The organism is Burkholderia sp. BCC1644 (assembly GCF_902833225.1).
GTDB lineage: Bacteria > Pseudomonadota > Gammaproteobacteria > Burkholderiales > Burkholderiaceae > Burkholderia.
Map to the genome: position 1 here is coordinate 134,786 of NZ_CADFEI010000006.1, position 13,578 is coordinate 148,363.

The window sequence follows — 13,578 nt, forward strand, 5'->3', positions numbered from 1 at the left end:
CGTTACTTGAAGGAGTCCGACATGATGCAATCCGCCCTTCCCGGTCAATCGGCCAGCCCGGCCCGCGCAGCCGCCGCGCTGCGCGACGCGTTCATCAAGCTCAAGACCGAGCGTCAGCTGCGCAACCGCGATGTCGCGCAGGCGCTCGGCGTCAGCGAAGGCGAGGCGCTCGCCGCATTCGTCGGCGAGCATGTCGTGCGGCTCGACGCGCGCTTTCCGGCGATGTTCGAGGAAATGCCGCGCCTCGGCCGTGTGATGGCGCTCACGCGCAACGACACGGCCGTCCACGAGAAGGACGGCGAATATGCGCAGATGAGCCATGACGGGCCCGTCGGCCTCGCGCTCGGCGACATCGACCTGCGCATCTTCTATCGTCACTGGGTGTCGGCGTTCGCGGTGCGCGACGAGACCGCGCACGGCCCGCTCAAGAGCCTGCAGTTCTTCGACGCGCAGGGCCATGCGATCCACAAGGTCTACCTGCGCGCGCACAGCGACCACGCCGCGTACGACGCGTTCGTCGAACGCTGGCGCGCGCCATCGCAGGAGCCGGGCCTCGACGTCGCGCCCGCCGCACCGAAGACACCCGAGCGCGCCGACACCGAGATCGACGTCGCGGGCTTTCGCGCCGCGTGGGACGCGATGACCGACACGCACCAGTTCTTCGGCATCACGCAGCGCTTCGGCGTGAGCCGCATGCAGGCGCTGCGCCTCGCCGATCCGCAATATGCGTATCCGGTCGAGACCGCGCACGCGCTGCGCCACGTGCTCCAGCAGGCAGCGCAAAGCGGCCAGCCGATCATGGTGTTCGTCGGCAACGCGGGGATGATCCAGATCCACACGGGCCCCGTCGCGAACGTGCGTGAAGTCGGCGCGTGGATCAACGTGCTCGATCCGAACTTCAACCTGCACGTGCGCGAAGACCTGATCGCCGCCGCCTGGGTCGTGAAGAAGCCGACGAGCGACGGCATCGTCACGTCGCTCGAACTGTTCGACCGGCAGGGCGACCACGTCGCGCTGCTGTTCGGCGAACGCAAGCCCGGCAAGGTCGAACGTGACGACTGGCGCGCGCTCGTCGCGACGCTGCCGGCAGCCGCATACGGTGACGCGCGGTGAGCGCGCGGTCGTTCGATCCGCGCCGCCGCGCAGTCCTCGCAGGCGCGGCGGCCGGTGCGCTGGCGGGCGCGCTGCCCGCCGGCGTGCTCGCCCAGGTTGCGCAAGCTGCTCCGAAGCGCGTGGTTGTGATCGGCGGCGCGCTCGCGGAAACCGCGTTCGCGCTCGGCGGCGCCGAGACGCCGCGCTACCGGCTCGTCGGCGCCGACACGACCTGCACGTATCCCGACGCCGCGAAGCGTTTGCCGAAGGTCGGCTACCAGCGCGCGCTGTCGGCCGAAGGGCTGCTGTCGCTGCGGCCCGATCTCGTGCTCGCGTCGGCGGAAGCCGGCCCGCCCACCGCGATCGCGCAGGTGAAAGGCGCAGGCGTCGCGGTCACGACGTTCGACGAACGCCACGACGTCGAATCGGTGCGCGCGAAGATCACCGGCGTCGCGCAGGCGCTCGACGTACGCGATGCCGGTACCGCGTTGCTGCAACGCTTCGATCGCGACTGGCAGGGCGCGCGTGACACGGTCGCCGCGCGCGTGCCCGGCGGCGCGCAGCCGCCGCGCGTGCTGTTCGTGCTGAACCATACCGGCAACCAGGCGCTCGTCGCCGGCCAGCGCACCGCTGCCGACGCGATGATCCGCTACGCGGGCGCACGCAACGCGATGCAGGGCTTCGATCACTACAAGCCGCTGACGACCGAGGCGCTTGCGGCAGCCGCGCCCGACATCGTGCTGATCTCGGATGAAGGGCTCGCCGCCGTCGGCGGTCGTGCCGCGCTGCTCGCCACACCCGGCTTCAGCGCGACGCCGGCCGGCCGCGCGCAACGCGTCGTGTCACTCGATGCGCTGTTCCTGCTCGGCTTCGGCCCGCGCCTGCCGCTCGCCGTCACGACCCTGCACCGACGCCTGTCGGATGCGCTCGCCTGATTCCGGATCCCCCCGATGCCCGCTCACGCTTCGCCCTTCTCCGCGCCGTCGCCCGCCTCGCGCTCCGGCGCCGCGCGCGTCGGCACGTCGCGCCGCCTTGCGCCGTTCGCACTGGCCGCGCTCGCCGTGCTCGTGTGCGCGATGTCCGTCGTCGCGCTGTGTGTCGGCGCGTATCGCATTCCGCTTGCGCAAGCCTGGGCCGCGCTGACCGGCGATGCCGCCGCGCAGCAGGCGCGCGCGGTGCTGTTCGACATCCGTGCGCCGCGCGTCGCGCTCGCGCTGCTGGTCGGCGGCGGCTTCGGCGCGACCGGCGCCGCGATGCAGGCGCTGTTCCGCAATCCGCTCGCCGATCCGGGCCTCGTCGGCGTGTCGAGCGGCGCCGCACTCGGCGCGACGACGATGATCGTGCTCGGCCCCGCGCTCTTTGCCACGCACGTGAGCGCGGCCGCACTGCCCGTCGCCGCGTTCGCGGGCGCGCTCGCAGTCGCCGCGCTCGTTTACCGGCTTGCCGCGTCGCGTGGCCGGCTTGCGCTGCCGCTGCTGCTGCTTGCCGGCATCGCGATCAACGCACTGGTCGGCGCGGCGATCGGGCTGCTCACGTTCGTCGCCGACGACGCCCAGCTACGCTCGCTGACCTTCTGGAGCCTCGGCAGCCTCGGCGGCGCGCAATGGTCCGCGCTGGCGGCCGTCACGCCGTGCGTCGCGATCGGCTGCGTGCTGCTCGCGCGCGAACGCGACGCGCTGAACGCCCTGCAGCTCGGCGAAACCGAAGCGCTGCATCTTGGCGTGCCCGTTCAACGGCTGAAGCGGCGCGTGCTCGTCGCGGTCGCGCTTGCGGTCGGCGCACTGGTGTCGTGCGCGGGCATCATCGGCTTCATCGGGCTCGTCGCGCCGCATTGCGTCCGGCTCGCATGCGGCCCCGACCAGCGCATCGTGCTGCCCGGCGCCGCACTGCTCGGCGCCTTGCTGACGCTCGCCGCCGATCTCGCCGCACGCACGGTCGCCGCACCGGCCGAAATTCCGCTCGGCGTGCTGACCGCGCTGCTCGGCGCGCCGTTCTTCCTCGCGCTGCTGTGGAAGAGCCGCAGCGCGCTCGGCGGGTAATCCTTTCTTCACGACGACCATGCTGACTGCCCATCACCTCGACGTTGCCCGCCGGCACAACGCGATCCTGCGCGACCTGTCGCTGTCGATCGAACCCGGCCGCGTGACCGCATTGCTCGGCCGCAACGGCGCGGGCAAGAGCACGCTGCTGAAGACCTTCGCCGGCGAACTGACCGGCAGCGTCGCGCCGACCGGTGTGCGCGTGACGGGCGACATCACGCTGAACGGCGAACCGCTCGCGCGCATCGATGCGCCGCGGCTCGCGTGCCTGCGCGCGGTGCTGCCGCAGGCCGCCCAGCCAGCCTTCCCGTTCAGCGTCGACGAAATCGTGCTGCTCGGCCGCTATCCGCATGCGCGACGCAGCGGCGCGACGTCGCACCACGATCGCGACATCGCGTGGCGCGCACTCGAACGCGCGGGCGCCGATGCGCTCGTCGGCCGCGACGTCACCACGCTGTCGGGTGGCGAACTCGCACGCGTGCAGTTCGCCCGCGTGCTCGCGCAGCTGTGGCCGGACGACGAGGCGACGGAAAACGGCCCGCGCTACCTGCTGCTCGACGAACCGACTGCCGCGCTGGATCTCGCGCACCAGCATCGTTTGCTCGACACCGTGCGCGCGGTCGCGCGCGAATGGCAGCTCGGCGTGCTGGCGATCGTCCACGATCCGAACCTCGCCGCACGGCACGCGGATACGATCGCGATGCTCGCCGACGGCACGATCGTCGCGCACGGCGCACCGCGCGACGTGATGACGCCCGCGCATATCGCGCAGTGCTATGGATTCGCGGTGAAGATGGTGGAAACCGGCGACGGAGCACCGCCGGTGATGGTCCCGGCATGACGCTGCGGGCGTACGCCGAGCGGCCGTTACACGGCCTTCGATCAGCATGCCGAACTTTCAGGCAGCGTCATGCGCGCTTCGCGCATCCCCTTCGAGGAAACCTCGCATGCCCGCTCCGATGACCCGCATCATCCTGTACGTCCAGGACGTCACGCTGCTGAAGGCGTTCTATCAGCGCCATTTCGATCTGCCCGTCATCGAGGAAATCGACGGTGAATGGGCCGTGCTCGACGCCGGCGCAATCGAACTCGCACTGCATCTGGCCGGCCCGGCGTTCCGCCATGCGGCCGCGCCGGCGAATGCGAACCCGGTGACGAACAACGTAAAACTCGTCTTCCGGATCGACGCCGACATCGACATCGACGCATATCGCGACCGGCTCGCCCGCGACGGCGTCACCGTGCGCGACATCAAGCGCTTCGACGGCTTCCCGTACCAGCTGCTCGACGGCATCGATCCGGAAGGGAACGTCTTTCAGGTGATGCAGCCCGACTGAACGCCGGCACGGCAGGCGCGGCCGCGAGCACTCAGTGCTCCAGGTCCGCCGCGCCGAACGTTCGCATCTTCCATCCGAACCGCACGGCGAGCATCCGCATCGAGAACCCGGCTGCCAGCGCGACGATCGTCGCGAACCCTGCGTCGATGCCGAGATGCTGCATGCCGACATACAGCGCGCCCGTGACGAACGCGACGCTCGCATAAAGCTCCTCGCGCAGGATCAGCGGCATTTCGTTGCACAGCAGGTCGCGCAGCATCCCGCCGCAGACGCCCGTGATCGCGCCGGCCAGCACGACGATGATCGGCGCGGTGCCGGTCGACGCGCCGACGTCGCAGCCGATGATCGTGAACGCCGCAAGGCCGATCGCGTCGACGGCGACGAACAGCGTCTTCATCCGTGCGACATGCCGTGCCACCCACGACGCGACAGTCGCCGCGACCAGCGTGATCATCAGGTATTCCGGATGCGCGATCCAGCCGAGCGGATAGTGGCCGAGCAGCACGTCGCGCACGGTGCCGCCGCCCAGCGCCGTCACCGCGCCGACGAGCGCGAGCCCGAAGCGGTCCATCCCGCGGCGCATGCCCATCAGCGCCCCCGACATCGCTTCCGCGACGATTGCAATCAGATAAAGCGTATGCATGGTGCGCGTCAATCGTCGGTCCGGAACAGGTCGAGCACGCGTTCGCGCTCGGCCGCATCGACGGCGGCCGGCATCGGTTCGTCATGCTTGCCGCTGTCGCCCGATGCGTCGAGCGCATCGGCCGCTGCCATGCCGCCGCACGCGAAGCGGCTGCGGATATACGCCGGCACGTTGGCCGTGCAGGTACCGCGCGTGTATTCGGCGTAGACGAAATCGCCGTCGACGAGCGCGACGTCCTGCGGCGGCGTCGTAGCGACCGGCGTCCGTCCGTCGACGGCCGTCTTCATGTAGTCGAGCCAGACCGGCAGCGCCAGCGTCGCGCCGGTCGCGCGCCCCATCGGGCGCGGCGTGTCGTAGCCGAGCCATGCGACCGCGACGATGCCCGACGAGTAGCCGGCGAACCACACGTCCTTCGAACCGTTCGACGTGCCCGTCTTGCCGGCCGCGTCGTCGCGGCGCAGCGCGAGCGCACCGCGCGCGGTGCCGGCTCGCACGACGTCGCGCAGCATGCTGTCCATCACGAACGCGTTGCGCGCCGATACGACGCGCTCGCCCGACGGCGCGGTCGCTTCGTACATCGCGCCGCCGTGACGCTGCTTCACCGACAGGATCAGGCGCGGCTCCATCCGCGTGCCGCCGTTCGCGAACACGCCGTAGGCGCTCGCGAGTTCGAGCGGCGTCACGGCGCCCGCGCCGAGCGCGAGCGGCAGCGACGCCGGATTGCGCTGCGCGTCGAAGCCGAAATGCACCGCGTGCTGCTGCACGTAGCGCGCATCGGTGGCCTGCATCAGGCTGACCGCAACCAGGTTCTTCGAGCGCATGAGCCCGCGCCGCACCGGGATGAAGCCTTCGTAGTGGTTACCGAAATTGCGCGGACGCCACGGCTGCGCGCCGGTTTCCGCACGTGTGAGCGTGCGCTGCGTGTCGTCGACCAGCACGCCGGGGAAGTAGCCCTTCTCCAGCGCCGCCGAATACACGAACGGCTTGAAGCTCGAACCCGGCTGGCGATACGCCTGCAGCGCATGGTCGAACACGTTGCGATTGAAATCCGCGCCGCCGACCAGCGCAAGCATGTCGCCGGTGGCCGCATCGAGCGACACGAGCGCGCCTTCGAGCCCGTTGCGCGCATCGCGCTTCGCGCGTGGCTGCCGGTTCAGCGTACGCTCGAGCGCCGCTTCGGCCGCGCGCTGGTCGCGCATCGAGATCGTCGTCGTCACGTCGAGGCCGAGCGTGTATGCATCGTCATGAAACCGCTCGACCATGATCCGGCGCGCACGCTCGGCCACGTACGGCGCCGCGATGATCCCCGGCGGCGGCGTGGTCGCCAGCGCGATCGGTGCGTCGACGGCCGCGCGATAGGTCGCGTCGTCGAGCTGGCCGAGCGCATGCATGCGCCCGAGCACGTAGTTGCGCCGCGCGGTCGCGCGCGCCGGATTGACGACCGGGTTGAACGCGGACGGCGCTTTCGGCAGCCCCGCGAGCACGGCCGCTTCGCCCGCGCTCAGCGCGTCGAGCGGCTTGCCGAAATACACGTTCGCGGCAGCCGCGAAACCGTACGCGCGCTCGCCCAGGTAGATCTCGTTCATGTACAGCTCGAGCAGCTTGTCCTTGCTGTATTCGCGTTCGAGCTTCGCCGCCATCAGTATCTCGGCGAGCTTGCGGCTCAGCAACTTGTCGCGCGTCAGGTAGAAGTTGCGCGCGACCTGCATCGTGATCGTGCTGCCGCCCTGCCCCGGCTGCCCCGTGACGACGTTCGCGAACGTCGCGCGCGCGAGGCCGCCGATATCGACCGCGCCGTGCTCGTAGAACTTCGCGTCCTCGGCCGCGAGCAGCGCGTGTCGCATCAGCGGCGGAATGCGTTCGAGCGGCACGAACTCGCGCCGCTCGACGCCGTATTCGGCGAGCAAGTCGCCGTCGCGCGAGAAAATCCGCAGCGGCAGCGCGGGACGATAGACGGCCAGATGCTCGACGGACGGCAGTTGCGTCCAGATGCGATTGATCGTCCATGCGCCGATGCCCGCGCACGCGAGCGTCAGGCCCAGCAGCGCGCCCGCGAGCGTGCGCCACACGCGTCGGCGGCGCGGCGGCGGCGCGGGTTGCGGGGGAGAGTTGGCGGTGTGGTCGGTCATGTCGGGCTCCTTCTTCAGTGCCCGCGACGGCCGGCGCAAGATGGGCGCCGACCGGTCACGGAAGGCGCGCATTGTCGAAGGGATGGCCCGAAACCGGAACATTCTTTAGCCAAAGTTTGGCTGGCTAAATTTTATTTAGGAAGGCGCGCCCGGGGCCGTTCGCGCGGCATGTGCGGGCCTGCGGCATGTCGTCGCGGCAAAGCACGCGGCAAGCGATCCGGTTCGCTTGTACCATCGTGCGATGTTCGATCGATACCTCGGCCTGTGGAGCCTCGTTCCCGACGGCGGCCCGATCCTGACCGCGAACGGCGGCCTGCTGCCCGTCGCCTGGCAAGGCCGGCCGGCGATGCTGAAGGTCGCCACTTGTGACGAAGAGCGGCGCGGCAACGCACTGATGGCGTGGTGGAACGGGCACGGCGCCGCCCGCGTGTGGCAGCACGACGGCGACGCGATCCTGCTCGAACGCGCGCAGCCGTCGCCGTCGCTGGCCGTCTTGTCGGCAGCGGGCCACGACGACGACACGATGCACATCGCATGCGATGTCGTCGCACGGCTGCACGCGTATCGTGCGCCGCAGCCGCCTTCGCAGGTCGTGCCGCTGCACGACTGGTTTCGCGCACTGCTGGCATACGGCGGCCCCGACGGCGTGCTGCGCCGGTCGGCCGCAACGGCGAGCACGCTGCTGGCAGCGCCGACGCTCGACGAAACCGTCCTCCACGGCGACATCCATCACGACAACATCCTGCATTTCGGCGATCGCGGCTGGCTCGCGATCGACCCGAAAGCGCTGCGCGGCGAGCGCACGTTCGACTACGCGAACCTGTTCTGCAATCCCGCGCGCGACATTGCGGTCGATCCCGTGCGTTTCGAGCGGCGCGTCGCGCTCGTGGCCGACGCCGCGCAGCTTGAACGGCAACGGCTGCTGCAATGGATTCTCGCGTGGGCGGGCCTGTCGGCCGTGTGGTCGATGGAAGACGGGCTGCCGCCCGATACGTCGCTGGCGGTCGCGCAACTCGCCGCGCGCGCATCCGGCTTGTAGGCACGCAACGCACGCGCATCGTCAGGACGCGCCGCATGCGCCCGTTCCACCGCCGAGACTTGCAATCACCGGCAGCGCCCTTTCACCTGCGATACGTGCGGGATGCAGCCGCATGAGATGCGCAAACGCGGCTGCACGGCGTACAGGGGCATTGAATGCGAGTGCCGGCTCACGCGACCCGGCTCGCGCTCCCGATCACCGGCGATACGTGTGTGATGCAGCAGTATGAGACACGCAAACGCCCCTGCACGGCGTACAGGGGCATCGAATGCGAGTACCTGCTCACGCACCGCGGCTTGCGCTCCCGATCAGGGTCTTGGGTTCCAGATAAGCGCTGATGCCCCATCGGCCCATTTCCCGCCCGAGCCCCGAATGCTTGAAGCCGCCGAACGGCGCAAGCGGCTCGTGGGCCAGCGTATTGACGAGCACACGGCCGGAATCGATCTGCAGCGCCACGCGCTCGCAGCGTTCGGGGTCCTTGCCCAGCACCATTGCGCTCAGGCCGTAGCGCGTATCGTTGGCGATGGCGATCGCATCGGCGTCGTCTTCGTACGGGATGATGGTCAGCACGGGGCCGAAGATTTCTTCCTGCGCGATCCGCATCCGGTTGTTCGCGCGAGAAAACACCGTGGGCTTCACGAACCACCCGGCTTGCAGGCCTTCGGGTCGCCCTTCGCCGCCCGCCAGCAGCACCGCGCCCTCTTCCTGCCCGATGCGGATGTAGCTTTGCACCCGTTCCCATTGCTTCGCGCTGACCATCGGCCCGATGTCGGTACCGGCATCGCGCGGATTGCCGGAGCGCACGCGCGCCACCGCCTGCGTGATCACGTGTTCGAATTCCGCGAGCCGATGGTGCGGCACCAGCACGCGCGTACCTGCGATGCATGCCTGGCCGCTGTTCATGAATCCCGCCTGCAGCACGAGCGGCATGATGCTCGCGAAATCCGCATCGTCGAGCACCACCGTCGGCGACTTGCCGCCGAGTTCCAGCGTCACGCGCTTCATCGTGGCCGCGCCGGCGCTCACCAGATGCTGGCCCACCGCCGACGAGCCGGTGAACGAAATCTTCGCGACGTCGGGGCTGCGCGAGATCGCATCGCCGACCACGTCGCCGCGCCCGTTGACGATATTGAACACCCCCTTGGGCAAGCCCGCCGCATGCAGCGCCTCGGTGATGACCTGCGTCTGCATCGCGCTCATCTCGCTGGGCTTGATGACCGCGGTGCAGCCGGCCGCCAGCGCAGTAGCCAGCTTGTTGCAGATGAACCCCGCATCGCTGTTCCACGGCGTGATCAGGCCGGCCACGCCGACGGGCGTCATGATCACGCGGGCCGAGCCGGCCTGCTCCTCGAATGCAAACGTCTCCAGCGCGGCGATGGCCTGCCGGATGGTGTCGGCCGGATAGGTCGCCATCCAGCGGCCGCGCTCGGCCGGCGCGCCGTATTCGGTCACGACTGCCTCCATCAGGTCGTCTTCCCGCGCGACGACGGCGTCGCGCATGCGCTCGAGCGCGGCGATCCGTTCTGCCCGCGTGGTGCGCGACCAGCCCGGAAACGCAGCCTTGGCCGCGGCGATCGCCCGCTCGGCATCCTGCGCATCGCCGAGGCGGACCTGCCCGACGACCTGCTCGGTGCTCGGGTCGTGCAGGTCGAACCATTCCTGGCCGTGCGGCGTCACGAATTCGCCGTTGATGTAGATCTGTTCGATGCGTTGCATGGTGCGTACTCCTGTGTGCGTATCCGACAAGCCGTCATGACACGCAGTCTAGGAATACATTACTGTTCTGATAAGCCGCCTTATCGCTGATGACTCATCCCGAAAATCAGGACAATCAATGCACCGCACCGGAATGACCGAGCTGGAAGTGGTCCTGGCCGTCGCGCGCCGCGCAAGCTTTCGCGGCGCGGCGCTGGAGCTGGGCATGTCGACGACGGCGGTGAGCAGCGCCGTGGCCGGACTGGAAGCGCGCCTGAAGGTGCGCCTCTTCAACCGCTCGACACGCAGCGTGTCACTGACCGATGCGGGCCAGCGCTACGTGGATCGCATCGCGCCCGCGCTTGCCGAGATCAGGAGCGCCGGCGAGGAAGCCGCCACCGGGCCCGACACGCCGAGCGGCACGCTGCGCATCAACGCGCCACAGGGGGCCGCGCATCTGTTGCTGGGGCCGCTGTTCCATCCGTACGCGCAGCGCTACCCCGACGTTCGCATCGACATCGTGAGCGAGTCGCGCCTGATCGACATCGTCGCCGAGGGGTTCGACGCCGGCATCCGCCTGGCCGAAGCCGTGCCGCAGGACATGATCGCCGTGGCGCTGTCGCGCGATATCCGCATGCTGGTGGTCGCAACGCCCGAGTACCTGAAGCGCCACGGCACGCCGCGCCATCCGCGCGACCTGCTCGAGCACCAGAGCATCGGCATGCGCATGGCCCACGGCGGCATCTACCACTGGGAGCTTGAACGCCACGGACAGAAGCTGCAGATGGACCTGCCCGTGCGGTTTGTGCTCAACGAAATGGCGGCGATCAAGCAGGCGACCCTGTTCGGGCTCGGTATCGGCTTCATCTCCGAATGGTTCATCGAGGAAGAACTGGAGAGCGGCGCGCTGGTGCCGGTGCTCGAGCCGTGGTGCCCGTCGTTCGGCGGGCTGCGGCTCTACTATTCGGGCCATCGCTTCGTGCCCGCGCGGTTGCGCGCGCTGATCGACCTGGCGCATGAGCTGCGCCTGACCGCTGCACCGTTGCGCGACGGGCACAAGGGATGACGCACGGGGTGGCGCGCGCCACCGTTCGGGCGACGGCACGGTTACGGCGTTGCCATCGACATGCGCGTCCCGGCGCGGCGTACAACCGCCGCCCATGAAAAAAGCCCGCCGGCATGCACCGGCGGGCTTTCACATTCGACCGCGGACGCAGCGCTTAGCGCGCCGGGTTCAGCGTCAGGTTCATGTGACGGTTCACGTCTTTGTACAGCAGGTAGCGGAAGCGGCCAGGGCCACCCGAATAGCATGCCTGCGGGCAGAACGCGCGCAGCCACATGAAATCGCCCGCTTCGACCTCGACCCAGTCCTGGTTCAGGCGATAGACGGCCTTGCCTTCCAGCACGTACAGGCCGTGCTCCATCACGTGCGTTTCCGCGAACGGAATCACGCCGCCCGGCTCGAACGTCACGATGTTCACGTGCATGTCGTGACGCATGTCGCTCATGTCGACGAAGCGCGTCGTCACCCATGCGCCGTTGGTGCCCGGCATCGGGATCGGCTCGACGTCCTGCTCGTTGGTCACGAACGCTTCCGGCAGCGGAATGCCGTCGACGACCTGGTAATGCTTGCGCACCCAGTGGAAGCGCACGGCAGCATCGCTCACGTTGTGCAGCGTCCAGTCCGCGCCCGGCGGAATGAACGCGTAGCCGCCCGGCTTCAGCGTGTGCTTCGTGCCTTGCAGCGTCAGCTCGGCTTCGCCTTCGACGACGAACAGCACGGCTTCGGCGTTCTTGTCCTGCTCGGGCTTGTCGCTGCCGCCGCCCGGATTCACTTCGACGATGTACTGCGAGAAGGTTTCGGCGAAACCCGACAGCGGGCGGGCGATCACCCACAGGCGCGTGTTCGTCCAGAACGGCAGCCAGCTCGTGACGATGTCGCGCATCACACCCTTCGGGATCACCGCGTACGCCTCGGTGAACATCGCGCGATCGGTCAGCAGATCCGTCTGCGGCGGGTGGCCGCCATGCGGCGCGTAATACGTTGTCTTAGACATATTGCATCCAGGCAATGGGTTGGTCCGGCCCCTGGCGCAAACGGCATCGGGCGGTTCGCACGCGCGTGGGGCACGCATGCGGCGGCGGGACATCGTTGCCGGGGTGGCTTGAAAGCGCATGCGCCTTCGTTCGGTCGGCCAGGCTTCGCGTCGGGTCCGTCCGGTTCATCGGACGCGGCGGCCCAGGTTGTTGGGTCCGGTGGCCGGGCCGCGGCGCTCGCGATCATGCGGCGAGGCGCGGCCGGCGGCACGTTCGACTCCGTACGCGGGCATCGTTGACGATAGCGAAGTCGATCGAGATCGACCAATTAAATGTTGCGATGATATCCATTCGATTTCCCACTACCTGCCGGCGCCCGCGATGCGCGGCGAAGGGGCGTTACGAGGCGCGCTGGCTATCAGGGAAATCCTGACGGCCGCGCTGGGGCCGCGACCCATCCGGCCGTGCGAATCGAGAGGGAAGCGACGGGGTCGTCAGGCCGGAACGGACGGATGAACGATTCGTGATGACGCACGCGGATTCTGCCCGGGCGCGTTCATACGCGGCAGGTCAGGTCGTCGAGCAATGGGGAAGCGCTGCGGGAGGGTGATTGCCGGCCCGTCGATCGGGCGGATGGCAGCGGCTGATGAAGCCGGGAGGGATCGCCGGTGAGGCCGGCGATGACGGCCCGGCAGGCCGCCGGGCCGAATCTCGCGTCGGGTGCCGACGCCGTCGGCGCGCCGGTGCGCATGTCGCGCACCGTGCTGCGCCCGCGGCGATCAGTCCCAGTCGCGGTGATGACGATGCTTGCGGTGACGATAGCCGCGGTCGCCGTGATCGCGCTCGTACGAGCTGCGCGACATGTTGCCGCCGAGTGCCGCGCCGGCGCCGCCGCCGACGGCCGCGCCCAGCAGGCCGCCCGTGCGGCCGCCCATCGCGTTGCCCGCCGCGGTACCTGCACCGCCGCCGAGTGCGCCGCCGATGATCGCACCGGTGCGCTCGCGACGATTCGACGTCACCGCGCCGCCGGCGCCGCCGCCGATCGCGCCGCCGATCACCGAGCCGGTGCTGCCGCCGACTGCACCACCGACTGCTGCGCCGGCAACCCCGCCGAGCGCGCCGCCAAGTGCGTTGTTCAGGTCACCGGCCAGTGCCGGCAACGACGTCGCGCCGGTCAGCACGGCGACGACGAGAGTGGGGGCGATTTTCTTCCACATTCCCGTATTCTTCCTTGTTCACGATCTGGTTATTGAAGGTCCGCTCGGTACGACGATCTGAATCGATCGACATCCGGTCAGGCATTGTGCCGAACCGCGGACCAATTCATTTCAATGAGCTTGCGGCGAAGAATAGCACCGGTCCCGCCCCCTTGCCGTGGACATTCTGGTAACAAGTTGTTTACGAATACAGGATGTCGGACGGGCACCCCGAAATCGCCTGAAACCCGCGCCGGCATTGACTCCGGCAAGGGGCCGGACCCGTGCGGCGACAGTCCCGCCATGCGCGGCGTCGCGCGTTCGAGACACACGTGGCAACACATCGGGCACGCGTCGCAAGCGTGCGCCCC

General features: G+C 69.1%; 12 protein-coding genes. 7 read left to right on the forward strand and 5 right to left on the reverse strand.

The features are described 5' to 3' along the window. Window positions 1–21: 21 nt before the first annotated feature. From HWX87_RS13810 to HWX87_RS13830, 5 genes are all read left to right on the forward strand, one after another. On the forward strand, window positions 22–1,113 hold the full coding sequence (locus HWX87_RS13810; protein ID WP_176047624.1) for a ChuX/HutX family heme-like substrate-binding protein: 1,092 nt from the start codon (window positions 22–24) through the stop codon (window positions 1,111–1,113). Beyond that, window positions 1,110–2,027, forward strand: coding sequence for a helical backbone metal receptor (locus HWX87_RS13815; RefSeq protein WP_176047625.1), 918 nt, complete (start codon window positions 1,110–1,112; stop codon window positions 2,025–2,027). The genes HWX87_RS13810 and HWX87_RS13815 overlap by 4 nt, the downstream gene beginning before the upstream one ends. A 15-nt stretch (window positions 2,028–2,042) precedes the next feature. Beyond that, window positions 2,043–3,131, forward strand: coding sequence for an iron ABC transporter permease (locus HWX87_RS13820; RefSeq protein WP_176047626.1), 1,089 nt, complete (start codon window positions 2,043–2,045; stop codon window positions 3,129–3,131). A gap of 19 nt (window positions 3,132–3,150) precedes the next feature. Next, window positions 3,151–3,972 carry a heme ABC transporter ATP-binding protein gene (locus tag HWX87_RS13825; protein WP_176047627.1) on the forward strand — a complete coding sequence of 274 codons (822 nt, stop codon included), beginning with the start codon at window positions 3,151–3,153 and terminating at the stop codon, window positions 3,970–3,972. A gap of 106 nt (window positions 3,973–4,078) precedes the next feature. Next, on the forward strand, window positions 4,079–4,468 hold the full coding sequence (locus tag HWX87_RS13830) for a VOC family protein (RefSeq protein ID WP_176047628.1): 390 nt from the start codon (window positions 4,079–4,081) through the stop codon (window positions 4,466–4,468). A 31-nt stretch (window positions 4,469–4,499) separates the two neighbouring features. Here HWX87_RS13830 and HWX87_RS13835 read toward each other — a convergent pair whose 3' ends face one another. Both HWX87_RS13835 and HWX87_RS13840 read right to left on the reverse strand, forming a co-directional pair. Further along, a complete protein-coding gene (locus HWX87_RS13835) occupies window positions 4,500–5,111 on the reverse strand; it encodes a trimeric intracellular cation channel family protein (protein WP_176047629.1) in 612 nt (203 codons plus the stop codon). Between the two features lie 8 nt (window positions 5,112–5,119). Then, complete coding sequence (locus HWX87_RS13840; protein WP_176047630.1) at window positions 5,120–7,240, reverse strand: PBP1A family penicillin-binding protein; 2,121 nt, start codon at window positions 7,238–7,240, stop codon at window positions 5,120–5,122. A gap of 241 nt (window positions 7,241–7,481) precedes the next feature. Between HWX87_RS13840 and HWX87_RS13845 the strand changes: the two genes are divergently transcribed. Continuing rightward, the gene (locus tag HWX87_RS13845) at window positions 7,482–8,279 is read left to right on the forward strand and encodes an aminoglycoside phosphotransferase family protein (RefSeq protein ID WP_176047631.1); all 798 of its coding nucleotides are present in this window, start codon (window positions 7,482–7,484) and stop codon (window positions 8,277–8,279) included. 282 nt (window positions 8,280–8,561) lie between these two features. On the opposite strand, the gene HWX87_RS13850 is transcribed toward HWX87_RS13845, so the two are convergent. Beyond that, entirely contained in the window at window positions 8,562–9,995 is a 1,434-nt protein-coding gene (locus HWX87_RS13850) for an aldehyde dehydrogenase family protein (RefSeq protein WP_176047632.1), read from the reverse strand. Window positions 9,996–10,113: 118 nt separating this feature from the next. Here HWX87_RS13850 and HWX87_RS13855 point away from each other — a divergent pair, with 118 nt between their 5' ends. Beyond that, window positions 10,114–11,040 carry a LysR family transcriptional regulator gene (locus HWX87_RS13855; RefSeq protein WP_176047633.1) on the forward strand — a complete coding sequence of 309 codons (927 nt, stop codon included), beginning with the start codon at window positions 10,114–10,116 and terminating at the stop codon, window positions 11,038–11,040. A gap of 154 nt (window positions 11,041–11,194) precedes the next feature. On the opposite strand, the gene HWX87_RS13860 is transcribed toward HWX87_RS13855, so the two are convergent. After that, a complete protein-coding gene (locus HWX87_RS13860) occupies window positions 11,195–12,031 on the reverse strand; it encodes a bifunctional allantoicase/(S)-ureidoglycine aminohydrolase (RefSeq protein WP_176047634.1) in 837 nt (278 codons plus the stop codon). A gap of 759 nt (window positions 12,032–12,790) precedes the next feature. Next, window positions 12,791–13,228 carry a hypothetical protein gene (locus HWX87_RS13865; protein ID WP_176047635.1) on the reverse strand — a complete coding sequence of 146 codons (438 nt, stop codon included), beginning with the start codon at window positions 13,226–13,228 and terminating at the stop codon, window positions 12,791–12,793. Between the last annotated feature and the right edge of the window lie 350 nt (window positions 13,229–13,578).

Coding starts and splice junctions, on each gene's coding strand:
- HWX87_RS13810 (WP_176047624.1), top strand. CDS start 22: ATGATGCAATCCGCCCTTCCCGGTCAATCGGCCAGCCCGGCCCGCGCA.
- HWX87_RS13845 (WP_176047631.1), top strand. CDS start 7,482: ATGTTCGATCGATACCTCGGCCTGTGGAGCCTCGTTCCCGACGGCGGC.
- HWX87_RS13865 (WP_176047635.1), bottom strand. CDS start 13,228: ATGTGGAAGAAAATCGCCCCCACTCTCGTCGTCGCCGTGCTGACCGGC.
- HWX87_RS13840 (WP_176047630.1), bottom strand. CDS start 7,240: ATGACCGACCACACCGCCAACTCTCCCCCGCAACCCGCGCCGCCGCCG.
- HWX87_RS13830 (WP_176047628.1), top strand. CDS start 4,079: ATGCCCGCTCCGATGACCCGCATCATCCTGTACGTCCAGGACGTCACG.
- HWX87_RS13855 (WP_176047633.1), top strand. CDS start 10,114: ATGCACCGCACCGGAATGACCGAGCTGGAAGTGGTCCTGGCCGTCGCG.
- HWX87_RS13850 (WP_176047632.1), bottom strand. CDS start 9,995: ATGCAACGCATCGAACAGATCTACATCAACGGCGAATTCGTGACGCCG.
- HWX87_RS13820 (WP_176047626.1), top strand. CDS start 2,043: ATGCCCGCTCACGCTTCGCCCTTCTCCGCGCCGTCGCCCGCCTCGCGC.
- HWX87_RS13825 (WP_176047627.1), top strand. CDS start 3,151: ATGCTGACTGCCCATCACCTCGACGTTGCCCGCCGGCACAACGCGATC.
- HWX87_RS13835 (WP_176047629.1), bottom strand. CDS start 5,111: ATGCATACGCTTTATCTGATTGCAATCGTCGCGGAAGCGATGTCGGGG.
- HWX87_RS13860 (WP_176047634.1), bottom strand. CDS start 12,031: ATGTCTAAGACAACGTATTACGCGCCGCATGGCGGCCACCCGCCGCAG.